At 69.4% G+C, this 22,405-nt stretch carries 23 protein-coding genes; 12 read left to right on the top strand and 11 right to left on the bottom strand.

The annotated features are described in order from the left end of the window. Positions 1 to 61: 61 nt before the first annotated feature. Positions 62 to 826: a biotin--[acetyl-CoA-carboxylase] ligase gene (locus QO011_RS09440; protein ID WP_307270696.1), complete on the top strand. Its 765-nt coding sequence runs from the start codon at positions 62 to 64 to the stop codon at positions 824 to 826. Continuing rightward, positions 826 to 2,496 carry a ribonuclease J gene (locus tag QO011_RS09435; RefSeq protein ID WP_307270695.1) on the top strand — a complete coding sequence of 557 codons (1,671 nt, stop codon included), beginning with the start codon at positions 826 to 828 and terminating at the stop codon, positions 2,494 to 2,496. The genes QO011_RS09440 and QO011_RS09435 overlap by 1 nt, the downstream gene beginning before the upstream one ends. A 10-nt stretch (positions 2,497 to 2,506) precedes the next feature. Here QO011_RS09435 and QO011_RS09430 read toward each other — a convergent pair whose 3' ends face one another. Genes QO011_RS09430 through QO011_RS09390 form a run of 9 tightly spaced genes read right to left on the bottom strand, consistent with a single transcriptional unit; the run spans position 2,507 to position 11,367 of the window. Beyond that, the gene (locus QO011_RS09430; protein WP_307270693.1) at positions 2,507 to 3,214 is read right to left on the bottom strand and encodes an SDR family NAD(P)-dependent oxidoreductase; all 708 of its coding nucleotides are present in this window, start codon (positions 3,212 to 3,214) and stop codon (positions 2,507 to 2,509) included. After that, entirely contained in the window at positions 3,214 to 4,281 is a 1,068-nt protein-coding gene (locus QO011_RS09425) for an ABC transporter substrate-binding protein (RefSeq protein ID WP_307270691.1), read from the bottom strand. Before QO011_RS09425 ends, QO011_RS09430 begins: the two co-directional genes overlap by 1 nt. 52 nt (positions 4,282 to 4,333) lie before the next feature. After that, positions 4,334 to 5,197 carry an ABC transporter permease gene (locus QO011_RS09420; protein ID WP_307270688.1) on the bottom strand — a complete coding sequence of 288 codons (864 nt, stop codon included), beginning with the start codon at positions 5,195 to 5,197 and terminating at the stop codon, positions 4,334 to 4,336. Next, the gene (locus QO011_RS09415) at positions 5,197 to 6,015 is read right to left on the bottom strand and encodes an ABC transporter ATP-binding protein (protein ID WP_307270685.1); all 819 of its coding nucleotides are present in this window, start codon (positions 6,013 to 6,015) and stop codon (positions 5,197 to 5,199) included. The genes QO011_RS09420 and QO011_RS09415 overlap by 1 nt, the downstream gene beginning before the upstream one ends. Before the next feature lie 32 nt (positions 6,016 to 6,047). Continuing rightward, on the bottom strand, positions 6,048 to 7,244 hold the full coding sequence (locus QO011_RS09410; RefSeq protein ID WP_307270683.1) for a sialidase family protein: 1,197 nt from the start codon (positions 7,242 to 7,244) through the stop codon (positions 6,048 to 6,050). Then, entirely contained in the window at positions 7,244 to 8,398 is a 1,155-nt protein-coding gene (locus QO011_RS09405; RefSeq protein ID WP_307270681.1) for an iron-containing alcohol dehydrogenase, read from the bottom strand. Before QO011_RS09405 ends, QO011_RS09410 begins: the two co-directional genes overlap by 1 nt. Before the next feature lie 14 nt (positions 8,399 to 8,412). Then, a complete protein-coding gene (gene pdxA / locus QO011_RS09400; RefSeq protein ID WP_307270679.1) occupies positions 8,413 to 9,453 on the bottom strand; it encodes a 4-hydroxythreonine-4-phosphate dehydrogenase PdxA in 1,041 nt (346 codons plus the stop codon). Continuing rightward, entirely contained in the window at positions 9,450 to 10,598 is a 1,149-nt protein-coding gene (locus tag QO011_RS09395) for a four-carbon acid sugar kinase family protein (RefSeq protein WP_307270678.1), read from the bottom strand. The genes pdxA and QO011_RS09395 overlap by 4 nt, the downstream gene beginning before the upstream one ends. Before the next feature lies 1 nt (position 10,599). Then, positions 10,600 to 11,367, bottom strand: coding sequence for an HpcH/HpaI aldolase family protein (locus QO011_RS09390; protein ID WP_307270675.1), 768 nt, complete (start codon positions 11,365 to 11,367; stop codon positions 10,600 to 10,602). Positions 11,368 to 11,581: 214 nt separating this feature from the next. Between QO011_RS09390 and QO011_RS09385 the strand changes: the two genes are divergently transcribed. The 7 genes from QO011_RS09385 to ilvD all read left to right on the top strand — a co-directional run bounded on the left by QO011_RS09385 (position 11,582) and on the right by ilvD (position 17,835). Further along, positions 11,582 to 12,322, top strand: coding sequence for a FadR/GntR family transcriptional regulator (locus QO011_RS09385; RefSeq protein WP_307270672.1), 741 nt, complete (start codon positions 11,582 to 11,584; stop codon positions 12,320 to 12,322). Between the two features lie 126 nt (positions 12,323 to 12,448). Further along, a complete protein-coding gene (locus QO011_RS09380) occupies positions 12,449 to 12,766 on the top strand; it encodes a ribbon-helix-helix domain-containing protein (RefSeq protein ID WP_307270670.1) in 318 nt (105 codons plus the stop codon). Between the two features lie 88 nt (positions 12,767 to 12,854). Beyond that, on the top strand, positions 12,855 to 13,274 hold the full coding sequence (locus QO011_RS09375; protein WP_307270669.1) for a c-type cytochrome: 420 nt from the start codon (positions 12,855 to 12,857) through the stop codon (positions 13,272 to 13,274). Positions 13,275 to 13,283: 9 nt separating this feature from the next. Then, positions 13,284 to 13,679 carry a VOC family protein gene (locus QO011_RS09370; RefSeq protein WP_307270667.1) on the top strand — a complete coding sequence of 132 codons (396 nt, stop codon included), beginning with the start codon at positions 13,284 to 13,286 and terminating at the stop codon, positions 13,677 to 13,679. Between the two features lie 35 nt (positions 13,680 to 13,714). Then, a complete protein-coding gene (locus QO011_RS09365) occupies positions 13,715 to 14,251 on the top strand; it encodes a twin-arginine translocation signal domain-containing protein (RefSeq protein WP_307270664.1) in 537 nt (178 codons plus the stop codon). 12 nt (positions 14,252 to 14,263) lie between these two features. Then, on the top strand, positions 14,264 to 15,835 hold the full coding sequence (locus QO011_RS09360) for a GMC family oxidoreductase (RefSeq protein ID WP_307270661.1): 1,572 nt from the start codon (positions 14,264 to 14,266) through the stop codon (positions 15,833 to 15,835). A 158-nt stretch (positions 15,836 to 15,993) separates the two neighbouring features. Next, complete coding sequence (ilvD, locus tag QO011_RS09355) at positions 15,994 to 17,835, top strand: dihydroxy-acid dehydratase (RefSeq protein WP_307270659.1); 1,842 nt, start codon at positions 15,994 to 15,996, stop codon at positions 17,833 to 17,835. A 6-nt stretch (positions 17,836 to 17,841) separates the two neighbouring features. Here ilvD and QO011_RS09350 read toward each other — a convergent pair whose 3' ends face one another. Continuing rightward, positions 17,842 to 18,516 carry a TIGR02117 family protein gene (locus QO011_RS09350; protein WP_307270657.1) on the bottom strand — a complete coding sequence of 225 codons (675 nt, stop codon included), beginning with the start codon at positions 18,514 to 18,516 and terminating at the stop codon, positions 17,842 to 17,844. Positions 18,517 to 18,642: 126 nt separating this feature from the next. Between QO011_RS09350 and QO011_RS09345 the strand changes: the two genes are divergently transcribed. Further along, positions 18,643 to 19,128, top strand: a complete 486-nt coding sequence (locus QO011_RS09345) for a flavin reductase family protein (RefSeq protein WP_307270654.1) — start codon at positions 18,643 to 18,645, stop codon at positions 19,126 to 19,128. A 52-nt stretch (positions 19,129 to 19,180) separates the two neighbouring features. Here the strand turns inward: QO011_RS09345 and QO011_RS09340 are convergent, their stop codons facing one another. Next, positions 19,181 to 20,167: an alpha/beta hydrolase gene (locus QO011_RS09340; protein WP_307270651.1), complete on the bottom strand. Its 987-nt coding sequence runs from the start codon at positions 20,165 to 20,167 to the stop codon at positions 19,181 to 19,183. 386 nt (positions 20,168 to 20,553) lie between these two features. On the opposite strand from QO011_RS09340, the gene QO011_RS09335 reads away from it, so the two are divergent. Both QO011_RS09335 and QO011_RS09330 read left to right on the top strand, forming a co-directional pair. Beyond that, positions 20,554 to 21,222, top strand: coding sequence for a GntR family transcriptional regulator (locus QO011_RS09335; RefSeq protein ID WP_307270648.1), 669 nt, complete (start codon positions 20,554 to 20,556; stop codon positions 21,220 to 21,222). Positions 21,223 to 21,257: 35 nt separating this feature from the next. Further along, positions 21,258 to 22,322, top strand: coding sequence for an extracellular solute-binding protein (locus QO011_RS09330; protein WP_307270645.1), 1,065 nt, complete (start codon positions 21,258 to 21,260; stop codon positions 22,320 to 22,322). Positions 22,323 to 22,405 lie beyond the last annotated feature (83 nt).

Genomic DNA, 22,405 nt, shown 5'->3' with positions numbered 1-22,405 from the left:
GGATGGGGATGCATCGCTTACCCCTCGTTCCGCCCGGCAGGGCCGCCCGGCCCCTGCCATCATGAGGCTCGGCCAGCAGGCCCGCGCCGCGGGATTCCGGCACGTCCACCTGCCCAGCATCGGCTCGACCAATGCCGAGGCCTTGGCGCGCGCCGAGGACCGGCTCTGGGTCACGGCGGACGAGCAGTTCGCCGGCCGCGGGCGCCGGGGCCGGGAATGGGCCTCGCCGCCCGGCAACGTCTATGCCTCGCTCCTGCTGAAGGATCCGGCCTCGCCGCGCCGTGCCGCGGATCTGTGCTTCGTGGCGGCCCTGGCGGTCGCCGATGCGGTCTTCGCCGCCGCCCCGCGTGCCGCGGTCGGCCTGGCGCTGAAATGGCCGAACGACGCCCTGGTCTACGGCGCCAAGGTGGCCGGCATCCTGGTGGAGGGCGCGCACGGCCAGGACGGCTTTGCCGCGGTGATCGGCTGCGGCATCAACGTCGCCTTCCACCCCGAAGGCACGCCCTATGCGGCCACCCACCTTGCCGCCACCGACACCGCCACGCCCGGCGAGGTGTTCGCCGCCCTGTCCGACGGCTTCGCCAGGCGCCTCAAGCAATGGGACCGGGGCGCGGGCTTTCCCGGCATCCGCAGCGCCTGGCTCGCCCAGGCCGCCGGCCTCGGCCGCCGCATCCTGGTGCGCCTGCCCTCGGGCGAGCTCGACGGGGTTTTCGAGGCGCTCGACGAGGACGGCTCGCTGATCCTGCGCGACGGCGCCGGCGAGCGCCGGCCGGTCTCGGCCGGCGAGATCTTCTTTCCCGGCCTTGTGCCGCCTGGAGCGGCTTGATGGCTCGCGATACTTCGGAACTGGTCTTCTGCGCTCTCGGCGGCATCGGCGAGATCGGCATGAACATGGCGCTCTACGGCTATGGCCCGCCGAAGAAGCGCCAATGGCTGATGGTGGACTGCGGCGTCAGCTTCGCCGGCGAGGACGTGCCGGGCGTCGACCTCGTCATGCCCGACGTGCGCTTCATCGAAGCGGAGCGCAGGAACCTCGTCGGCATCGTTCTCACCCATGCGCACGAGGACCATTTCGGCGCGCTGATCCATCTGTGGCCGCGGCTGGAAGTGCCGGTCTATGCCACGCGCTTCTCCGCCGCCTTGCTCGAGGCCAAGCGCCTGGCCGAGCCCGGCGCGCCGAGGATCGACGTGCGTGTCATCCCCTCGCGTCACCGCTTCACGGCAGGCGCCTTCGACATCGAGCTGATCGACGTCGCCCATTCCATCCCCGAATCCAACGCGCTCGCCATCCGCACGCCGGCCGGCACGGTGATCCACACCGGCGACTGGAAGATCGACGAGACGCCTGTCATCCCGCCGCTCACCGACGGCGCACGCCTGAAGGCGATCGGTGACGAGGGCGTGCTGGCCCTGGTCTGCGACAGCACCAACGCCATCCGCGAGGGCCGCTCGCCCTCCGAGCGCGACGTCGCCAGGAGCCTGGCCGAGATCATCGCCACCAAGAAGGGCAGGGTGGCCGTCACCACCTTCGCCTCCAATGTCGGGCGCATCCGCTCCGTCGCCGAGGCCGCGATGGCCAATGACCGCAGCGTCATCATCGTCGGCCGGGCCATGGAGCGGGTCTGCACCGTGGCGCGCGAATGCGGCCTGCTCGACGGCATCCCGCCCTTCCTCAGCCCGGAAAACTACGGCTACATGCCGCGCGAGAAGGTCGTCGCGGTGCTCACCGGCAGCCAGGGCGAGCCGCGCGCGGCGCTGGCCCGCATCGCCCGCGACGAGCATCCCGACGTGACGCTGGCCAAGGGCGACACGGTGGTGTTCTCCTCGCGCACCATCCCCGGCAACGAGAAGGCGGTCGGCGGCATCATCAACGGCCTGGTGCGCCAGGGCGTCGAGATCGTCACCGACCGGACGCATCTCGTGCACGTCTCCGGCCATCCGCGCCGGGACGAGCTCGCCGACATGTATGGCTGGGTGCGCCCGAAGATCGCCATCCCCGTGCACGGCGAGGCCTGGCATCTCTCGGAGCATGCCGGGCTCGCCCGCTCGCTCGGCGTTCCCGACGTGATCACCGCCAAGGACGGCGACATCGTGCGGCTCGCCCCCGGCCCGGCGCAGGCGGTGGCCACGGCGCCCGTGGCCAAGGTCTATCTCGACGGCGAGATCCTGGTCCATTCCAGCGAGGAGACGGTGCCGCAGCGCCGGCGCCTCGCCTGGTCGGGCGCGGTGTCGATCGCGCTCGCCCTGTCGGAAAAGGGCGAGATCGTCAGCGAGCCGGACGTGAAGACGGCCGGCCTGCCCCTGCGCAGCCGCGACGGCCGCGACATGGAGGACCTGATCGCCGATGCGGCCCTGGCCGTGCTGGAGAGCCTGCCCCGGCCCAAGCGCCGCGACCCCGACGCGGTGGAGATCGCCATCGAGCGCGGCGTGCGCTCGACCGTCAACAGCCTCTGGGGCAAGAAGCCGGTCTGCCAGGTCATCGTGCTGGTGGTCTGAGCCGCCCCGTTCAGAGCGACGCGCCGCCGCAGATCACGATCTGCTGGCCGGTAATGCTGCCCGCCGGCCCGGAGAGCAGGAAGGCGGTCAGCGCCGCGACCTCCTCCGGCCTGACCAGCCGGCCCATTGGCGGCAGCTTCGGCGCGACCGCGGCCCGCTCGGGGTCCTTCAGCATCGGCGTGTCGGTGGCTCCCGGCGCGACGACGTTGACGGCGATGCGGCGCGGCGCGAGCTCGATGGCGAAGGAGCGCGCCATGCCGACGAGCGCCGCCTTGGTGGCGGCATATTGCGCCCGCCCCGCGGAGCCGGCGGCGGTGCGGCTGCCGATGAGGACGATGCGCGCGCCGTCCGGGAGGCGCGAAGCCAGCGCCTCGACGATCTGCTCGGCGGCGTCGACGTGCAGCCGCCACATGGCCCGGCCGTTCTCCGGATCGAGCCCACCCACCATGCCGACGCGCAGCATGCCGGCGGCGTGGACGATCGCCTCGACCGGCTCGATCCGCGCCAGGGCCTCGCCGAGCGCGGCCCGGTCGAACAGGTCGACCGGCACATGGCGGAGCCGCTCGTGCGCGAAGGCCGGCGCGCGGCGGCTGAAGCCGACGACCTGCCAGCCCTGGTCGAGCAAGTGCCCGGCGATCGCTTCGCCGATGCCGGAGCTGACGCCGGTGACGAGCGCCCGCCTGGCGCGCCCGCCGGATGTCGGAGCGGGGTTCGTCATCAGGCGTAGGAGCGGGCCTGCTCCCGGACCTTCTCGACGTCGAATGCGTTGATCTCCCCGATCAGGTCGTTGGTGTAGATCTTCGAGACGTCGTCGATGGCCCAGTTGTTCATCTTCGCCTCGGTGGTGAACTCGTCCGGCCGGATGCTGCCCATCGCGGCGCCCTGGTAGGGCGGCTCGTAGAGCTTGATGCGGCGGCTGATCGCCGCCAGCACGGACTTCACCGCCTGCTCCTCGCTCGAGCCGCGCGGCGCCGTCTCCGGATAGAGCTTGAGGAAGGCCTTGGCGCCGGCGGCAGGCCTGGCCAGGATGAAGTGCGAGGCCTTGGCGGCGGACCGGCCGAAGCCGACGAACAGCCCCCGCTCGGCCTGGACGCGCTGGCGCAGCCCCATCAGGAACTGGCCGCCGATCATCGGCAGGTTGCCGGGCCGCTGCACCAGCTCGAAGGGGATGCCGGCGCCCTCGATGATGCCGAAGCCGGTATCGTAATAGGCGAGCGCGTCGATCGCCCCGCGCTGCAGCGCCACGCCCGCCGGCACGCCGGCGCCGACCGCGGTCCATTTCACGTCGTTGTCGGGATCGATGCCGAGCGACTTCAGGACGTTGCGGGTGACGGGATATTCCGTGCCGCCGAAATCCGACACGCCGATGTTCCGACCCTTGAGGTCGGCATAGCTCTTCACCGCCGAGCCGGGCGCCACCGCCACGTCCCATTTGTAAGGGTAGGTGTACTGGTAGAACCAGAGCGCGTTGCCCCACTGGCCCTTGGCCAGGATCGGCAGGGCATAGGAGGGCACGCCGATGCCGATGTCGACGTCGCCCTTGTCGGTCGCGACCTGGACATTGGCGTTGCCGCCGAGCGCCAGCCCCTGCACCGTGAAGCCTTCCTCGGCGTTGTAGCCGAGCGCCTCGCCGATCAGCAGGTTGATGACGCTCGAGTTGATCGACTTCAATCCGACGCCGATCTTCACCGTCCGTGCCGCCTGGGCGAAGGCGGAGCGCGGTCCGAGCGCGAGCGCGGCGGCGAAGACGCCGCTCGCCTGCAGCCATTGCCTGCGTGTGATCATGACGTTCTCCCTGTCAGGTCTGTCGTTGTGGCCGACGTAAAGGGGCATTCGCTCACTTGCGGCCGCGATCGCCCCAGTGGACGACCCTGCGCTCCACGCCGCGGACGATGCCGTGGAGCAGGATCCCCATGGCGCCGAGGATGACGAGCGCGGCGAAGACGCCGGCCACATCCGTCACCGCCTGGGCCTGGGTGATGACGACGCCCATGCCCTGCTGGGCGCCGAGAAACTCGGCGACGATGGTGCCGAGCAGCGCGTAGACCACCGCCATGTCGAGGCCGGCGAAGATGTAGGGCGCGGCGTTTGGCAGCTTGACGATGCGATAGGTCTCGAAGCGCGAGGCCGAGAGCGAGCGCATCAGGTCGATGCGCTCCGGCTCGACGGCGCGCAGGCCGGTGAAGCTGTTGATCAGCATGGGGAAGAAGGCGAGCAGCGCCGAGATCGCGATCTTGGAGCCGTCGCCGAAGCCGAACCAGATCACCACCAGCGGCGCGATCGCCACCTTCGGCAGGCTCTGCAGCGCGAAGGCATAGGGCATCACCAGCTTCTCGATCAGCCGGCTCTCGGCCATCAGCGAGCCGAGCGTCAGGCCGAGCCCCGAGCCGATGACGAGGCCGATCGCCGCGTTCTTGAGCGTGCCCCACAGCGGCAGGTAGTAGCCGAGCGGGCTGGCCGGGTTGACGGCGATGCCCGACCAGAGCGCGTTCCACACCGCCGCCGGCGAGGGCAGGATGTAGGAGGGCACGTCGAGATATCTCACCGCCAGCGACCAGCCGGCGAAGAGGATGACGAGGCCGACCAGCGAGACCGCCGTGCCGTTGATACCCCTGGCCTCTTTCTTGCCGCGGGCGGCTCCCTTCGGCTTGGAGACGGCCTGCCCGATGGAGGGGGCATTGGTGATCTCTGCCTGGCTCATCATTCGTCTCCCTGGGCGTTGAGCAATCCCCGGATCTCCTTGGCGAGGTCGGGATAGGCGGGATGGCTGATGATGCCGTCATTGCTGCGCGGGCGCGGGATCGGCACCGCGAGCTCGCGGATGATGCGGCCGGGCCGCGCCGACATCACCACGACCCGGTCGGCGAGGAAGATCGCCTCGGAGATCGAGTGCGTGATCAGCATCACCGTCTTGCGGCTCGCCTGCCAGATCCGCTGCAGCTCGAGGTTCATGCGCTCGCGGGTCAGCGCGTCGAGCGCGCCGAAGGGCTCGTCCATCAGCAGCACGCGCGGGCTGCGCACCAGCGCGCGGCAGATGCCGGCGCGCTGCTGCATGCCGCCCGAGAGCTCATAGGGATAGCGATGGCCGAAATCCTTCAGCCCGGCGACGTCGAGCAGCCGGTCGACGTCCTCGGCCTGGCCGACCTGCCGGCCGCCGACGCGCAGCGGCAGCGCCACGTTCTCGCGCACCGTCAGCCAGGGCAGCAGGTTGGCCGCCTGGAACACGACGCCGACATCGCGCGAGGGGCCGGTGATCGCCCGGCCGTCGAGCGCGGCCTCGCCGCTGTCATGGTCGTCGAGCCCGGCCAGGATGCGCAGCAGGGTCGACTTGCCGCAGCCCGAGGGACCGACGACGCAGACGAACTCACCGTCCCGGATGTCGAGATCGATGTTGGACAGCGCGTGGACGCTGCCGCCGGCATAGGTCTTGTCGAGGCCGCGGATGCGGATGAGATCGCGCGGCGCCTCCGCGGGCGGCGGCGTGGAGACGTGGGCTTGGACTTGGGCGAGGGCGGCCATGCGGTTCTCCCCTGTTCGTGCGTCTTGGCTGTTCACCGGACCCAGCCGGGCGCGACGCGCACATGCTTGATGGCGCGGCGGTAATAGGTGAAGGCGATCTGCAGCAGCCCGTCGGGCGTCTGCGTGATCGTGGGATAGGAGAACTCGCGGTTGAGCCCGTCCTTGGAGTTGTTGGTCATGCAATAACCGTCGCCGACCTCGAGGTCGCGCATCGCCGGCCAGGTCCGGCCGCCGTCGGCGGAAAGGGCGAGGGTCATCGGCGCCCGCGGCGCGCCCCAGAAGGCGGTGCGCTCGGCCGACGCGGCTGGAGCCGGCGCCGCCGCCGGCGCGATCTCGTCCTCGATATCGTCGTAGAGGCCGGTACGGCGGGCGTTGGCGTCGGCCCGGCTCGCAGGGTTGAAGACGAGCGCGATGCGCCCGTCCGCGAGCACGCTCGCCTGGATCGAGGAATTGTTGTTCGGCAGGACGGTCGGCTCGGGCGAGGACCAGGTCCGCCCGTCGGCCGAGCGGCTGAGATGGACGGCGTCGGCCCAGCGGCTGCGATAGAGCGCGAGCAGCCCGTCCCGCGTCTTCAGGACGTTCATGTGGACGCAGCCGAGCGAGCCCGGCACCACATGCTCGGTCCAGCTCCGGCCTTCGTCCTCGGAGATGCGCACGGCGCTGACGTCGTGGTCGCCGACCCATTTGGCGCCGGGCACGCCGACGCAATGGAACACCGGGATCAGCCAAGCCCCGTCGTCGAGCACGACCGGCGGCTGGCGCACGAACAGGCCGTGGCCCTGCGGCGCATCGAACAGGGTCTCGATCGGCCCCCAGCTGCGGCCATGGTCGTGCGAGACGCGCTTGCGGACCAGCGACGTGTCCTGGTTGCCGGCGATCTGCGCGGTCCAGATCAGCCAGAGCTCGCCCTTGGGCGTGACGAACAGCACGGGGTTCTGCTCCGAGCGGGCCGGATCGTCGGAAAGCTTGACCGGCTCGGTCCAGCGATCGGCGCCCTCGGGCAGGCGCGCGAGATAGACGGAGATATCGGGAATGCCCTCCTGCGTGCCGCCGAACCAGACGATGGCGAGATCGCCATTGCCGAGCACGGCGATATTGGCGGCGTGGTTCTGCACGCAGGGGCTGGGCAGATAGGCCTCCAGGCGTGCCGGATCGCCTTCGCGGGGATGCAGGATGCCGCTGCGCTCGCCGAGGCCGGCAGCTTCGATCATGGCGGGATGGGCGCCCATCAATAGGCCTCCTCGTAGAGCGCGAGGATCTCCTCGCGGCTGATGTCGCGCGGGTTGTTGTCGAGCAGGCGGCGGATGGCGTGCGCCTCGCTCGCCATGGCGGGCAGGTCCTCGCGCGGCACGTCGAGGGCGGAGAGCCGCATCTCGCAGCCGAGATCGGCGCAATAGCGGTGCGCGGCGGCGAAGACCGCGTCGCTGTGCGCGGCAGCCGTCAGGCCGAGCGCGCCGAGGATGGCCGCGGTCTTTTCCGGCACGGCCGGCGCGTTGAAGGCGAGCGTGTGCGGGAAGATCAGCGCGTTGGCCGCGCCGTGCGCGACGTGGTGGCGGGTGCCGAGGGGATAGGCGACGGCATGGCCGGCGGCCGTGTTGACCGGCCCGAGGCAGAAGCCGCCGTAGAGCGAGGCGAGCGCCAGCCCGGCGCGGGCCTCGATATCGGACCCGTCGCGGATGGCACGGGCGAGATGGCGGCCGACCAGCCTGACGCCTTCGAGCGCATACATGTCGATCAGCGGATGCGCCTTCCGGCTGGTGAAGGCCTCGACGCAATGCGCCATGGCGTCGACGCCGGTTGCCGCGGTCACGGCCGGCGGCAGGGTCAGCGTCAGGGCCGGATCGATAACGGCGATGTCGGCGAGCATGTGCAGGCTCTGCACCGCCAGCTTGTTGCGCGTCGCGGGATCGGTGATCAGGGCGCGGGTGCCCGCCTCGCTGCCGGTGCCCGACGTGGTCGGCACCTGCATCAGCGCGACGCTCCTGGCCTTGACCTTCTCCGCCCCGACGACCTCGTGCAGGGTCTGGCTGCTGCCCGGCAGCACGGCGACAAGCTTGGCGAGATCCATGGCGCTGCCGCCGCCGAAGCCGACGACGAGGTCCGGCTGCGCTTCGGCGGCGAGCTCGAGCGCGGCCTGGAGATTCGGCAGGTCCGGCTCGGGCCTGACCTCGCCGAACACCGTGACGGCGCCCGGCAGGTCCAGGACGCCGACGCGGCCGGCATTGAAGGCGTCGGCGACCACCAGGATGCGATGGCGCTGCTGCTCCCGCGCCCAACGGCCGGCGATCGGCGCCGTGCCGGCGCCGAATTCGATCAGGCGCGGCCGCTGGATCGCGATCGGCAGCGCCAGGCCGGCGGGGGAGGGCGGCGTGTGCATGGTCATGGACGGCCTCCCGGTCATGCCGCGGGCTTGGCGGCGAGCCCGCGCACCGCAGCCAGCTTTTCCGCGTATTCGATGGCCTCGATCAGGCTGAGCTCGTTGGCGATGCCCTTGCCGGCGATGTCGAAGGCGGTGCCGTGATCGACCGAGGTGCGCACGATCGGCAGGCCGAGGGTGATGTTGACGCCCGAGAGCGCCTCCCATTCCCCGGTCTGCGGATTGACGTTGAAGCCGAGCAGCTTCACCGGGATATGGCCCTGGTCGTGATACATGGCGATCACCGCGTCGTACTGCCCGGCGCGCAGCTTGACGAACACCGTGTCGCCCGGCACCGGGCCGAGCACGTCGAACCCATCCGCCACGGCCTGCTCGATGGTCGGCGCCGAGACCTCGTCGTCCTCGTGGCCGAACAGGCCGCCCTCGCCGGCATGCGGGTTGAGGGCGGCGACCGCGATCCGGCGCCGGCGCAGGCCGAGCGCGGCCAGCGCCTCGTCGGTGCGCTCGATGACGTAGCGCAGGCGCTCCGGCGTCAGCCTGGCCGGCACGTCCTTGAGCGCGACATGGGTGGTGACATGGCTCACCCGCATATTGTCGTGGGCGAGCATCATCACCGAGCCCTTCGACCGGGTGAGCGCGGCCAGCATGTCGGTATGGCCGGCGAACTTGTAGCCGGCCTTGTTCAGCGCCTCCTTGTTCAGCGGCGCGGTGACGATGCCGCCGATACGCCCGGCCAGGGCGAGGCGCACGCCGATCTCGACGGCGAGATAGGAGAAGCGGCCTCCATCGGCTGAGAGCACGCCCGGAATGATCGGCTCGCCCTCGGGGCCGGCCTGCAGGCAGGCGAGGTTCGGCCAGCTCTCTGCCTCGGAGACCTCGGCAAGGGCGATCTCCGCGCCGAGCCTACGCCGTGCCTCGAGCAGGGCCGGGTTGCTGCCGATGACCAGGAGCTTGAGATCGCCGCGAGCCAGCCGCTCCTGCAGCCTGACGCAGGCCTTGACGATGATCTCGGGGCCGACGCCGGCCGGATCGCCCATGGTGATGGCAAGGTGTGACGTCATGCTGGCGCTCCGGCGGTGGTCGCGGGCTCGGCCGCGAGGAGATGTCGAAGAAGGTCGGGACCACCGAAGGCCCCGGATTTCGAGACGACGGCGACGCCGTCCCAGCGCCCGCCGCGCAGGATCGAGCGCGCCACGCCGGGGACGATGTCGCCGGTGACGTCGAGACGCTCGGCCCCGAGCGCGTCGGTGAGGCCGCGCAGCGTCTCGCCACCGGCGGCGAACAGCGTGCCCGGCGCCGCCAGCCGGCCGAGCAGCCCGGCGAAACGAGCCTCGATCGTCGCGGCCGCGTCCCGGCGCGACAGGTCCTCCGGCAGGTCGAGGCTGGCAAAGGCGACGCCGCCCAGGGTGAGCAGGCGGGCGATCTCGCCGTCATCCGCGCCGCTCGCGGCGAGCGGCCGGCCACTCGTGGCAAGCGTCCGGTGCAGCGCGCCGAGCCGAGCCAGCTGCGCGCGGATGGCCGCGTGCTCCGAGCCGACCAGGCCGAGCACGGGGCGCCGCAGGGCCGCCGGCAGGGCCGCCGGCCGTTCGATGCCGCGGGCCCGGGCCAGCGCCGCGGCGAGGCCGCCGCTGCCGACCCAGAGCACGTCGTCGAGTCCCTCGGCCGCCGCGACGACGGCGTCGAGATCGGCATCGGTTTCCGCGTCCCAGAAGCTCACGCCGGTCGGGACGGACGCGCCGGCCCCGGTCCGGATCACGGCATGGCCCGCGCGTTCGAGATCGGCGGCGAGGTCGCCCGGGAGCGGCCGCCAGCCGCCGTCGGTCGCCACGCCCTGGCGCCCGGCGCGGGTGAGGCGCCCCTGGGCGGGGAAGGCCGGCGCGACGATGCAATGCCCGGGATGGAGCAGCGCCAGGATGGTGGCGAGCTCGGCCGCCTCCTGGCCGCGCAGCAGGCTGTCGACCTTCTTGAAGGCGAGGCGATCGCCCTCGCTCCAGAGCGCCGGTGCGAGCGCCGCCACGGCCTCGCGCGCCGCCGCGGCCGAGAGCTCCCGGCTGCGGCTGTCGACGGCGAGGGGGCCATGCCCCGGCACGTCGCCGCGCCAGACCACCGCGACCGGCTCAGCCGCCGACGCGAAGGCGGCGGCGCTATCGAGCGCACCGGTCAGGTCGTCGGCGAGCAGGCGCAGGGGTTGGCGAGATGCCGCCATCTCAGCCGCCCTTCACCGCCGCGAGCAGCGAGCGGGCGCCGCGGGTGACGATCAGTGTGTCGGTGGCGACGCCGACGAAGTCCACGCCCTGCGCAATGCGGCGGGCCGCTTCCGCCTCGTTGTTGGTGAGGTAGCCGGCGGGCTTGCCGATCGCCTTCAGCCGGCGGAAGCCTGAGTCGATCGCCGCCTGCACGTCGGGATGCTGGGTGTTGCCGAGATGGCCCATGGCGGCGGCGAGGTCGGCCGGGCCGATGAAGACGGCATCGACGCCGTCGACCGCGGCGATCGCCTCGATCCCGTCCAGAGCCTGCGGGGTCTCGATCTGGACGATGACGCAGATCTCTTGCTGGATCTTGGCGAAATAGTCCGGGATCAGCCCGTAGCCCGCGGCGCGGGAGGAGCCAGAGACGCCGCGCACGCCCTTCGGCGGATAGCGTGTGGCGCTGACGGCGCGCTCGGCCTCCTCCGCGCTCTGCACATAGGGGAAGAGCAGTGTCTGGACGCCGAAATCGAGCCAGCGCTTGACCAGCACCGTATCGTTCCAGGCCGGACGCAGGATCACCTCGGCCGGCTGGCCGGACATGGCCCGGAGCTGGGCCACGACGTCGCCGGGCTCGTTGGGGCTGTGCTCGGTGTCGATGAGGATCCAGTCGAAGCCGAGCCCCGCCAGCATCTCGGTCAGGGCCGGGCTCGCCAGGGTCGAGAACAGCCCCAGCATCTGGCGCCTGCCGAGATCGTGCTTGAAGCGATTCGTCCGGATTTCCGGCATCGTCGTCCGTCCCCCCTTCATCCGCGCCTCGACCGGAGCAGCGCATCGCCCCGCGGGGCATGTCCTGCCGGCCGCTCTCCCGCGGACCTCGGCTGGATTGAAACCCATGACGATCAACATGTCAACATGTTGTAATTATCCGCCAAAATGCGCTATGATTGCGCCGTGACCACGAGGATGTTGACGAAGTTGTCAGGATTTGTAATTTAACGGTATGACAGACTCCACGCCTGTATCGCCCGACCGCGCGGCGCCGCCTTCGCCCCTGGTGCAGCGCGTGCATCACCAGCTGCGGGCCCGGATCACGTCGGGCGAATACGCCCCGCATTCACGGTTGCCGGGCGAGCACGACCTCTCCGCGCTCTATGGCGTGTCGCGGCCGGTGATCCGGGAGGCGCTGCGCCGTCTGCGCGACGACGGGCTGATCTTCTCGCGCCAGGGCGCCGGAACCTTCGTGCTCGGGCCGGAGCCGGACTCGGGCAAGGCGCTCGCCTTCGCGCCGGTCGGCACCATCGCCGACGTGCAGCGCTGCTACGAGTTCCGGCTCGAGGTCGAGCCGGCGAACGCCTTCTATGCCGCCAAGCGACGCAATGCGGCGGCGCTGGACACGATCGGGCACGCGCTCGAGCTGCTGCGCGACACCACCCACGCGCATCGCCATCGCGAGGATGCCGACTACGCCTTCCACATCGCCATTGCCGAGGCGGCGAACAATTATTTCTTCCTGTCGTCCATGCAGGCCCTCAAGGACCACATCCATGTCGGCATGAAGCTGCACGGGCTGTCCCTGCTCGGCCCGGCTGGCGGCCTCGACGGCGTCCTTGCCGAGCACGCGGCCATCGTCGAGGCCATTCGTGCCAGGCGGGAGGACGAGGCGCGCGAGGCCATGCGCCGCCACATCCAGGGCTCCTACGACCGGCTGTTCGAAGGCAAGGTGCTCGACCTGGCGCTGTGAGACCGGCGCCGGGGCACGGCGGAGCCGATCCTCGGCCGCGCCGCTCGCACGATCCGGCGGCATTGACAGCCCCGTCCAGCTTGGAAAGGATCCAGTCTAAGAACCAAGAAATCCGGGAGAAACGCCATGTGCCATCTCTTCGCGTCGCAATCCCCCAGCACCTATGAGAGCCATACGCGGTCGGTGCGCATCGGCGGGCACAGCACCTCCCTGCGCCTGGAGGCCGCCTATTGGGACATCCTGGAGGAGCTCGCGGCGCACCAGGGCATGAGTCTGGGCAAGTTCATCACCAGATTGCATGACGAGGTCCTGGAAATGCACGGCGAGGTGCAGAACTTCGCCTCGCTCCTGCGCTGCAGCTGCCTGCTCTATGTCGCGGATCTGCGTCCCAAGGCCGCGCCGCCCGAGGCGGTGCGGGACCTGCATCTGGTGGCGGCGGAGTAGGGCGGTATTTCGCGGACGTATTAGCTCGCTACTACCCGCGCCGAACCGGCGGCACCTATCCTCGCCCGAGTGAGACGGGAAGGATGGAATGCAACGTTTCTCTGTTTTCGTGACCGCCCTGCTGGTCGCCGCATTCGGTGCCGGCACGGGGAGGACGGCGGCGGCCGACGACAAACTCGTCGCGGCAGCCGACGACAAACTCGTCGCGGCGAAAAAGCAGTTCGAGACCAGCTGCGGCACCTGCCATACCGTCGATCCGCAGGCCGCGCCGCGCCAGGGACCGAACCTTGCCGGCGTGTACGGCCGACCGGCCGGCACCCTTCCCGGCTACAAATATTCGGCGGCGCTCGCCAATGCCGGCTTTCCCTGGGACGAGGCCAGCCTCGACAAATGGATCACCAACGCCCAGGCCTTCCGGCCCGGATCGGTCATGCCCTATCGGCAGGCCAACCCCGACAAGCGCCAGCTGGTGATCGCCTATCTCAAGTCGCTCGCTCCGGCCAAATAGGGGGATGCCGTGCCGCGCATGATCCACAGCATGATCCGTGTTCTCGACGAGGCACGCTCGCTCGCCTTCTACGAAGGCGCCTTCGGGCTGCGCATCGCCGGGCGCTACGCGTTCGACGGCTTCATCCTGATCTATCTCGCCAATGCCGAGGCCGATTTCGAGCTGGAGCTGACGGTGAACAAGGGGCGCGCCGAGCCCTATGCCCTGGGCGAGGGCTACGGCCATCTCGCCGTCTCGGTGGACGATCTCGCCGCCGAGCACGAGCGCTTCACGGCGGCAGGCTACGCCCCCGGAGCGGTCAAGTCCTTCGCGCTGCCGGGCGGCGGGGAGGCACGCTTCTTCTTCGTCCAGGATCCCGACGGCTACAAGATCGAAGTGCTCCAGAGAGGTGGCCGATACCAATAGGCCGCGAGAAAACCAGAATAAAACCGGAGGAAACGATGAGAGCAGCAAGATCGACGTCCGATATCTCGCGCCGGCGCTTCATGGCCGGCGCCGCCATGGGCGCGGCGCTGGTGGTGATCGACGGGGCCGTCTTCTGCCCGTCGGAAGCCTGGGCGCTCGAGGCGACCACGCTGAAGCCCGAGACGGTGCACACGCTGATCAGGATGTCGCGCGACGTCTATCCGCACGACCGGCTCGGCGATCGCACCTACGCCGTGGCGGTCAAGGGTTTCGACGCCGCGGCCGCCAAGGATCCGGCCTCCAGGACGCTGTTCGAGGACGGCGTCACCACCCTCGACGGCCTCGCCGCCAATGGCCATGCCGGCCGCTATGTCGACGTTGCCTGGGAGGCCGACCGGCTCGCCCTGCTGCGGCAGATCGAGAACACGCCGTTCTTCGCCACGGTGCGCTCCGGCCTCGTCGTCGGCCTCTACAACCAGAAGGAGGTGTGGCCGATCTTCGGCTACGAAGGCGCCTCCGCGCCGCTCGGCGGCTACATCCACCGCGGCTTCGACGACATCGACTGGCTGTGAGGAGGCGGGACCATGGCAGCACCTTTCGACCTCAACGACGACAGCGTCGTGGTGATCGTCGGCTCCGGTGCCGGCGGCGGCACGCTGGGCTCCGAGCTGGCGCAGAAGGGCGTCAAGGCGGTGATCCTCGAGGCGGGCGCCCGCAACGAGATCGAGGATTTCGTCAACGACGAATGGGAGAGCTTCAGCCAGCTCGCCTGGACCGACCAGCGCACCACATCCGGCTCCTGGCGCGTGCACAAGAACTTCCCCAACCTGCCGGCCTGGATCGTCAAGTCGGTCGGCGGCTCGACGGTGCACTGGGCTGGCGCCTCGCTGCGCTTCCAGGAGCACGAGTTCAAGACCCGCACGGCCTATGGCAACCTGCCGGGAGCGAGCCTGCTCGACTGGCCGATCACCCTGGCGGAGCTCGAGCCCTACTATGCCAAGGCCGAGGACCGGATGGGCGTGACCCGCACCAACGACATTCCCGGCCTGCCCGGCAACAACAACTTCAAGGTGCTGGCCGCGGGCGCCGCCAAGATCGGCTACAAGGAAGTGCATACCGGCCGCATGGCCATCAACAGCCAGCCGCGCGACGGGCGCGGCTCCTGCCAGCAGATCGGCTTCTGCTTCCAGGGCTGCAAGTCCGGCGCCAAATGGTCGACGCTCTACACCGAAATCCCGAAGGGCGAGGCCACCGGCAACCTCGAGGTACGGCCGAACAGCCAGGCCATCACCATCGAGCACGACGCTTCCGGCAAGGTCACCGGCGTGGTCTATGCCGACAAGGACGGCAAGCTGCAGCGCCAGAAGGCGCGCGTCGTCGCGGTCGCCGGCAATTCGATCGAAAGCCCGCGCCTGCTGCTCAACTCAGCCTCGACCATGTTCCCGGACGGCCTCGCCAATTCCAGCGGTGAGGTCGGGCGCAACTACATGCGCCACACCACCGGCTCGGTTTACGCCATCTTCGAAAAGCCCGTGCACATGTATCGCGGCACCACCATGGCCGGGGTCGTGCGCGACGAGGCTGGAAACGACCCCAAGCGCGGCTTCGTCGGCGGCTACGAGATGGAGACCCTGTCGCTCGGCCTGCCCTTCATGGCAGCCTTCCTCGACCCCGGCGCCTGGGGCCGGGAGTTCACCTCGGCGCTCGACAGCTACGACCATATGGCCGGGTTGTGGATCGTCGGCGAGGACATGCCCAACGCCGACAACCGCATCACCCTGCATCCGACGATCAAGGACAAGTTCGGCATGCCGGTGGCGAACGTCAATTTCGACGATCACGAGAACGACGTCGCCATGCGCAGTCACGCCTACCGCCAGGGCCAGGCGATCTACGACGCGGTCGGGGCCGTGCGGACCTTCCCGACGCCGCCCTATCCCTCCACCCACAATCTCGGCACCAACCGCATGAGCGCCAAGGCCCAGGACGGGGTGGTCGACAAGTTCGGCCAGACGCACGACATCAAGAACCTGTTCGTCTCGGACGGCAGCCAGTTCACGACCGGCGGGGCGGAGAACCCGACCCTGACCATCGTCGCCCTGGCCTTGCGCCAGGCCGAGCACATCGCCGCCCGCCTGAGCCAGAAGGAGATGTGATCCCCCGGACTGCCTTTCCAGCGCTGCCGGAGACCCGGCGGCGCTGCTTTTTTGGGCAGCCTGCCCTGTCGAATCGTCGCCATGGGCGGCACGCCGCTTGCCATCGGCGGCGGGCGGGCCCATACAGCCTTCTTTCGATCGATTTCGAAGAGAACACCATGCCCGCCTACCGCTCGCGCACCACCACCCATGGCCGCAACATGGCCGGCGCCCGTGGCCTCTGGCGTGCCACCGGCATGAAGGACGGCGATTTCGGCAAGCCGATCATCGCCGTGGTCAACTCCTTCACCCAGTTCGTGCCCGGCCATGTCCATCTCAAGGATCTCGGCCAGCTCGTGGCGCGGGAGATCGAGCAGGCCGGCGGCGTCGCCAAGGAATTCAACACCATCGCGGTCGACGACGGCATCGCCATGGGCCATGACGGCATGCTCTATTCGCTGCCCTCGCGCGAACTGATCGCCGACAGCGTCGAGTACATGGTCAACGCCCATTGCGCCGACGCCATGGTCTGCATCTCCAACTGCGACAAGATCACGCCCGGCATGCTGATGGCGGCGCTGCGGCTCAACATCCCGGCCGTGTTCGTCTCCGGCGGCCCGATGGAGGCCGGCAAGGTGGTGATGCACGGCAAGACGGTGGCGCTCGACCTCGTCGACGCCATGGTCGCCGCCGCCGACGACAGGATTTCGGAAGAAGACGTCAAGGTCATCGAGCGCTCGGCCTGCCCGACCTGCGGCTCCTGCTCCGGCATGTTCACCGCCAACTCGATGAACTGCCTCACCGAGGCGCTCGGCCTGTCGCTGCCCGGCAACGGCTCGACGCTCGCCACCCATGCCGACCGCAAGCGCCTGTTCGTCGAGGCCGGCCACCTCGTCGTCGACCTCGCCCGCCGCCATTACGAGCAGGACGACGAGAGCGTGCTGCCGCGCAACATCGCCAGCTTCGGCGCCTTCGAGAACGCCATGACGCTCGACATCGCCATGGGCGGCTCGACCAACACGGTGCTGCACATCCTGGCGGCCGCGCATGAAGGCGGCATCGACTTCACCATGGACGACATCGACCGGCTGTCGCGCCGCGTGCCGGTGCTGTGCAAGGTCGCGCCCGCCAAGTCCGACGTGCACATGGAAGACGTGCACCGCGCCGGCGGCATCATGGCCATCCTCGGCGAGCTCGACCGCGGCGGCCTGATCAACCGCGACCTGCCGACCGTGCATTCGGCGAGCCTCGGCGAGGCGCTGGAGCGCTGGGACATCCGCCGCACCCGCAGCGAGAGCGTCAAGGAGTTCTACCGCGCCGCTCCCGGCGGCGTGCCGACGCAGGTCGCCTTCAGCCAGTCCTCGCGCTGGGACGAGGTCGACCTCGACCGCGAGGCCGGCGTGATCCGCAGCGTCGAGACGCCCTTCTCCAGGGACGGCGGCCTCGCCGTGCTCTACGGCAACCTCGCCGAGGACGGCTGCATCGTGAAGACGGCCGGCGTCGACGAATCCATCCTGACGTTCCACGGCCCGGCGGTGATCTTCGAGAGCCAGGACGCGGCGGTGGACGGCATCCTCAACGGTAAGGTCAAGCCCGGCGACGTGGTGCTGATCCGCTACGAGGGCCCGCGCGGCGGGCCGGGCATGCAGGAGATGCTCTATCCCACCAGCTATCTGAAGTCGAAGGGCCTGGGCAAGGCCTGCGCCCTCGTCACCGACGGGCGCTTCTCCGGCGGCAGCTCGGGCCTGTCCATCGGCCATGTCTCGCCCGAGGCGGCTGAGGGCGGCCTCATCGGGCTGGTGGAGAGCGGCGACACCATCGAGATCGACATCCCCAATCGCAGCATCCGCCTCGCCGTGCCGGACGACGAGATCGCCCGCCGGCGCGCCGCCGCGGATGCCGCCGGCTGGAAGCCCAGGGAGACGCGCAAGCGCAAGGTGACGACGGCCCTGCGCGCCTATGCCGCGATGGCGACCAGCGCCGCCAGAGGCGCCGTGCGGGTGGTGCCGGAGGCCGACTGAGCCGATTCAGTCGTAGAGCCGCATCGACAGGTCGAGCGACCAGGGCAGGGGATTCCACCAGCCGGTGCGCAGTCCGCCGGCGCGAAGGGCGGCGGCGGTCCAGGTGTTGCAGCCGAACAGTGCGTTGAAGCGGCCATTCGCCTCGAAGAAGCCGTCGAGCCTGGTATAGGCCGCGCCGGGGATCGGGATCGGCCCGTCGGGGCCGCGCCGGAAGCTTGCGTCGATGAAGTCGAGCAGGGCCGCGAACCCGGCCTCGTCGAGATCGAAGCCCGAGACCGCGGGCTGCGGCTCGGAGACGGCGCCGGCGAGATCGACATGCATGACCGAGGCGTCGAGCGTCAGCGCCTTCAGCACCGGCCCCGGCTTCAGGTCGGACCAGGTCGGCGTCTCCAGATAGAAGGCGCGCCCGCCCCAGCCGAAGACGACATAGCGCACTGCCGGAAGATCGAGGGGAATGCCGGCATCGGCCAGGAAGCGGAAACGCTCGCGCACGACGGCGTCGAGCGGCACGGCGATATCGGTGTGGATCGGGCTGCGCAGGACCAGGATGCGGTGCGTCCTGGGCCCGCCGGCCGCCATCGGCGGCCGGAACGGCCGCGGCACCAGCGTGCCGAGGACGCCGGCGAGGATCAGCGCCGCGACGGCAGCTGCGAAGAGGCGCAGGATGGTCTTCACGAGCATGCTTGTCGCCGCGAGCCTGTACCAGTGTCAGGCTTCGCAGGGCGCGCCGCAACATCCGCCGCTTCGGCGAGGTTGCGTGCGGCGCTTCCGCCGGTCAAAACTGGGCTCGCAATCGGGGACCTCGGCATGACCACGGCAATCGACGCGAAATCCTTCTGGCGCTGCCTCGGCGAACGGGCGATCGGCGCGACGGTGGTGACCGTCGACGGCGAGGCCGGGCCGGCCGGATTCCTGGCGCTGTCCGCCAGCCATGTCAGCGCCGACCCGCCGACCATGCTGGTCTCGATCGACAAGCGCACGGGCGCCTATGCCGACATCCTCGCCAGGCGGCGCTTCGCCATCAACATCCTGCCGGCCGATGCGGCCGGCATCGCCGACGCCTTCGGCGGCAAGACCGCCGCCAAGGGCGCCGACCGCTTCGAGCCCGGCGCGTGGAGCACGCTGGCGAGCGGCGCGCCGGTCCTGACGAGCGCGCTCGGCGTCTTCGACTGCGAGGTCGAGGACGTGATCGACCGGGGCGGGGTCGCGGTGGTGATCGGCCGCGTGATCGCCCTTGCCTCGAAAGGCGAGGGCAAGCCCCTGATCGCCTTCCGGGGGCAGTTCCTTGCCTGATCCGCGGCTCCAGCCGGGAGCCGGACGAGCCAGGAACCGGCGAGGGACGACGTTACTGTGAAAGCATCCCGATCGTCCCCAGCCATGTCTCCACCAGTTGAGGCCACCCGGACACGGGCAGCTTCGTCGGCCTCAGCCCGAACGCATGGCCGCCTTGCGCGTATGAGTGCAACTCCACGGGAACGTTGGCTTTTTTCAACCCCATGTAATAGCTCAGCGCGTCCTCGACGCTGTCGACATGATCGTCCTCATTTTGCAGAAGGAATGTCGGCGGCGTCTGCGGAGTGATGTGATCTTCCACTTCGGGGTTCAGCGCGATGCTGTTCCTGGCCAGGGCGAGGTGCCCGGGGTAGAGCGCAATGGCGAAATCCGGGCGCGAGCTTTCCTGGTCCGCCGCGTCCACCGGGGCATAGAGGCGACTTTCGAAGCGCGTGCTCACCTCCGCCACCAGATAGCCGCCGGCTGAAAACCCGATCACTCCGACCTTGTGAGGATCGATGCGCCATTCTGCGGCGTGAGCGCGCACCAGCCTCAGTGTTCTCTGGGCGTCCTCCAACGACGGTGTCGATAGCGACCGGTTGTGCGGACGGCAATCGCATTGCCAGACGTAAGGGAGGCTCGGGACGCGATACTTCAACAGGACGCAGGTGACGCCTCTGGCTGTCAGCCAATCGCAAATCTCGGTGCCTTCGAGATCGATTGCCAGCACCTGGAAGCCGCCGCCCGGAATCACGACGACCGCGGCACCGGTATTCTTCCCCTGTGGAGCGTAGACCGTCATCGTGGGTCGAGTGACGTTGGTCACGTTCCCCTGCGTTTGGGTTTCCGGCCCCGGGACCGACGGCTCATCCGGAGCCGCTCCCGGCCAGATCGGGATCTGCGCATGACCTGGCGATGGCTGCCAGACGGTCGGCTCCGCGCTCGAGGCGGCCCCCTGACAGACCGACGCGAGAAGAAGCCCCGCCAGCGCCGCGGCACAAGAAAGCTTCATGGTGCTCGATGTCCCTTCCGAGATTGGGGTGAAGCGATCACCCACCATGTCGACCCCCGGGCCCCTGTGAGCTCGCCCAACCCGCGAAAGGCTGTGCAGCACCTTCGCGAGACGTTTGCGAAACCCCGCCTCCGTTGCAAACGACCAAAATTCGCAGGAGCCACAAAGAAAACTAATGACGTGCTCGACCGGCTCGAGAACCCGGCTCTCCGCCGGCGCTGCCAGGCGGGCCTCGACAAGGGCTGGCAGCGGCCTGCGCCGACACCGTCGCCCTCCCGTCGCCGCGCCGACGCCGTCGCGCGTCCATCGCCGACGGATTTGTCCTCCCGATAGTCCTGCTCCGCAAATCCGTGGCTCGCTCCGCCACGGCTGTTGACAAGCGTCCCTGGCCGCGCTTAGTACTCTGTATACAGTATCTTGGATTTTAAATTCGAATGAACGCCGTGCTCTCCCTCGATCAAGCAGCGCTCGCGCCGCTCAGCTCCGCGACGCTCGCCGACCAGGTCGCGGACCGGATCGTCGAGGCGATCGCCGGCCGACGGCTTGCTTCGGAGGCGCGGCTGATCGAGACCGAGCTGGCGGCGGCGCTGCATGTCAGCCGCGTCCCGGTGCGCGAGGCCATCCGGATCCTGACCAGCCAGGGCATCGTCGTCGCCAACCCGCGCCGGGGCGTGCGTGTCGCCACCTTCGATGCGGCCTGGGCCCGCCAGCTTCACGACGCCCGCGTCGCCATCGAGCGCCTGGGCGCGCATCTGGCGGCGGAGATCTGCCGGCGCGATCCATCGGCCGTGACCCGGCTCGAGGCTTGCGTTGCGGGGATCGAAGCTGCGAAGGGCGACTGGCTGTCGGTCAACCGGGCGGACATCGCCTTCCACGCGACGCTGTTCGAGATCGCCGGCAGCCCGCTGATGCTCACCCTATGGCACGCCATCTCCCGGCACGTGCTGATCATGTTCTCGATCGAGACCTACCGGGACGTCGACTTCGACCGCGTGGTGAAGGAGCACCGCGTCTACATCGACGCGCTGCTGCACGAGACCCCGCAGGGGATCGACGAGGAGATCGACCGGCATGTCGCCGGCCTGCGGACCTTCGAATTCTAAGAACAAGACCTCGATCCAGAACCAGAGACGGGAGCATGACGATGACGCGAACCACCGAGACGTCCTTTCCGCTCACCCGCCGCGCCGCGGTCGCGGTCGGCCTTGCCGCCATGGCCTCTCCCTTCGTCGCGCGCGCCGCCTTCGCCAAGGCCGACGAGCTGCGCATCCTGACCTGGGAAGGCTATGCCGAGCCCGACTGGGTCAAGCCGTTCGAGACGAAGCACGGCGTCAGGACATCGGTTGTCTATACAGGTTCGGTCGACGAGATGTTCGCCAAGATGCAGGGCTCGAAAGGCGCCGATTTCGACGTGGTCGCCTTCGATACCTCCAGCTTCAAGCGCTATATCGACGGCGCCCTGATCCAGCCGCTCGATCTTGCGAAGATCCCGAACGCCGCCAACCTCGCCCCGGCCTTCCGGCAGGTTCCGGCGCTGATGCGCGGCGGCAAGCAATATGGCGTGCCCTTCGCCTGGGGCTCGCTGCCGCTGGTCTACGACAAGGCCGCCTTTCCCGTGCCGCCGGACAGCTGGGCCGTGATGTGGGACCCCGCCAACATCCAGAGGCTGATCGCGCTCGACGATGCCAACAACAACATCGTGCTCGCGGCCATCGTCCTCGGCTTCAAGGACCCGTTCAATCTCACCGACCAGCAGTTCGCGGCGGTCAAGCAGAAGCTGATCGAGCAGAAGAAGCTGCTGCTCTCCTACTATGCCGGCTTCGACGACGGCGTGAGCGTCTTCGCCCAGTCCGGCATCAAGGCGATGTTCTCCATGGGCGAGCCCCAGATTCCCGGGCTGAAGGCCAAGGGCGTCGACGCCGCCTTCGTCATCCCGAAGGAGGGCGCGATCGGCTGGCTCGACTGCTGGGTGATCTCGGCCGGCGCTCGCGACGTCGATCTCGCCAGCGCCTGGCTCGACGCCTGCCTCGACCGCAAGGTCGGCGCCTTCCTGTCGGACAAGAAGAGCTACGGCAACACCACCGACGAGGACGCCAACAAACGCAACGGCTTCACCTATGCCGACAAGCTGGTGTTCCTCGAAACGCCGGAAAGCTTCGAAAAGCGCGTCGCGCTCTGGAACGAGGTCAAGGCCGCGCCCTGACGCCGCGCGCCGGCCAGCCCCTATCGCCCGAGATCGGCCGGCCCCGACCGCCGGCTGACCTCCCATGCCTCATCGGGACCATC

It is taken from the genome of Labrys wisconsinensis (assembly GCF_030814995.1).
Lineage (GTDB): Bacteria > Pseudomonadota > Alphaproteobacteria > Rhizobiales > Labraceae > Labrys > Labrys wisconsinensis.
Note: the sequence above shows the minus strand (reverse complement) of the source record. Positions and strands in the feature narration are given on the sequence as shown.

What these genes read in the sequence shown, in the direction of transcription:
- QO011_RS09440 (WP_307270696.1), top strand. Translation starts at nt 62, where the DNA reads ATGAGGCTCGGCCAGCAGGCCCGCGCCGCGGGATTCCGGCACGTCCAC.
- QO011_RS09435 (WP_307270695.1), top strand. Translation starts at nt 826, where the DNA reads ATGGCTCGCGATACTTCGGAACTGGTCTTCTGCGCTCTCGGCGGCATC.
- QO011_RS09430 (WP_307270693.1), bottom strand. Translation starts at nt 3,214, where the DNA reads ATGACGAACCCCGCTCCGACATCCGGCGGGCGCGCCAGGCGGGCGCTC.
- QO011_RS09425 (WP_307270691.1), bottom strand. Translation starts at nt 4,281, where the DNA reads ATGATCACACGCAGGCAATGGCTGCAGGCGAGCGGCGTCTTCGCCGCC.
- QO011_RS09420 (WP_307270688.1), bottom strand. Translation starts at nt 5,197, where the DNA reads ATGAGCCAGGCAGAGATCACCAATGCCCCCTCCATCGGGCAGGCCGTC.
- QO011_RS09415 (WP_307270685.1), bottom strand. Translation starts at nt 6,015, where the DNA reads ATGGCCGCCCTCGCCCAAGTCCAAGCCCACGTCTCCACGCCGCCGCCC.
- QO011_RS09410 (WP_307270683.1), bottom strand. Translation starts at nt 7,244, where the DNA reads ATGGGCGCCCATCCCGCCATGATCGAAGCTGCCGGCCTCGGCGAGCGC.
- QO011_RS09405 (WP_307270681.1), bottom strand. Translation starts at nt 8,398, where the DNA reads ATGACCATGCACACGCCGCCCTCCCCCGCCGGCCTGGCGCTGCCGATC.
- pdxA (WP_307270679.1), bottom strand. Translation starts at nt 9,453, where the DNA reads ATGACGTCACACCTTGCCATCACCATGGGCGATCCGGCCGGCGTCGGC.
- QO011_RS09395 (WP_307270678.1), bottom strand. Translation starts at nt 10,598, where the DNA reads ATGGCGGCATCTCGCCAACCCCTGCGCCTGCTCGCCGACGACCTGACC.
- QO011_RS09390 (WP_307270675.1), bottom strand. Translation starts at nt 11,367, where the DNA reads ATGCCGGAAATCCGGACGAATCGCTTCAAGCACGATCTCGGCAGGCGC.
- QO011_RS09385 (WP_307270672.1), top strand. Translation starts at nt 11,582, where the DNA reads ATGACAGACTCCACGCCTGTATCGCCCGACCGCGCGGCGCCGCCTTCG.
- QO011_RS09380 (WP_307270670.1), top strand. Translation starts at nt 12,449, where the DNA reads ATGTGCCATCTCTTCGCGTCGCAATCCCCCAGCACCTATGAGAGCCAT.
- QO011_RS09375 (WP_307270669.1), top strand. Translation starts at nt 12,855, where the DNA reads ATGCAACGTTTCTCTGTTTTCGTGACCGCCCTGCTGGTCGCCGCATTC.
- QO011_RS09365 (WP_307270664.1), top strand. Translation starts at nt 13,715, where the DNA reads ATGAGAGCAGCAAGATCGACGTCCGATATCTCGCGCCGGCGCTTCATG.
- QO011_RS09360 (WP_307270661.1), top strand. Translation starts at nt 14,264, where the DNA reads ATGGCAGCACCTTTCGACCTCAACGACGACAGCGTCGTGGTGATCGTC.
- ilvD (WP_307270659.1), top strand. Translation starts at nt 15,994, where the DNA reads ATGCCCGCCTACCGCTCGCGCACCACCACCCATGGCCGCAACATGGCC.
- QO011_RS09350 (WP_307270657.1), bottom strand. Translation starts at nt 18,516, where the DNA reads ATGCTCGTGAAGACCATCCTGCGCCTCTTCGCAGCTGCCGTCGCGGCG.
- QO011_RS09345 (WP_307270654.1), top strand. Translation starts at nt 18,643, where the DNA reads ATGACCACGGCAATCGACGCGAAATCCTTCTGGCGCTGCCTCGGCGAA.
- QO011_RS09340 (WP_307270651.1), bottom strand. Translation starts at nt 20,167, where the DNA reads ATGGTGGGTGATCGCTTCACCCCAATCTCGGAAGGGACATCGAGCACC.
- QO011_RS09335 (WP_307270648.1), top strand. Translation starts at nt 20,554, where the DNA reads ATGAACGCCGTGCTCTCCCTCGATCAAGCAGCGCTCGCGCCGCTCAGC.
- QO011_RS09330 (WP_307270645.1), top strand. Translation starts at nt 21,258, where the DNA reads ATGACGATGACGCGAACCACCGAGACGTCCTTTCCGCTCACCCGCCGC.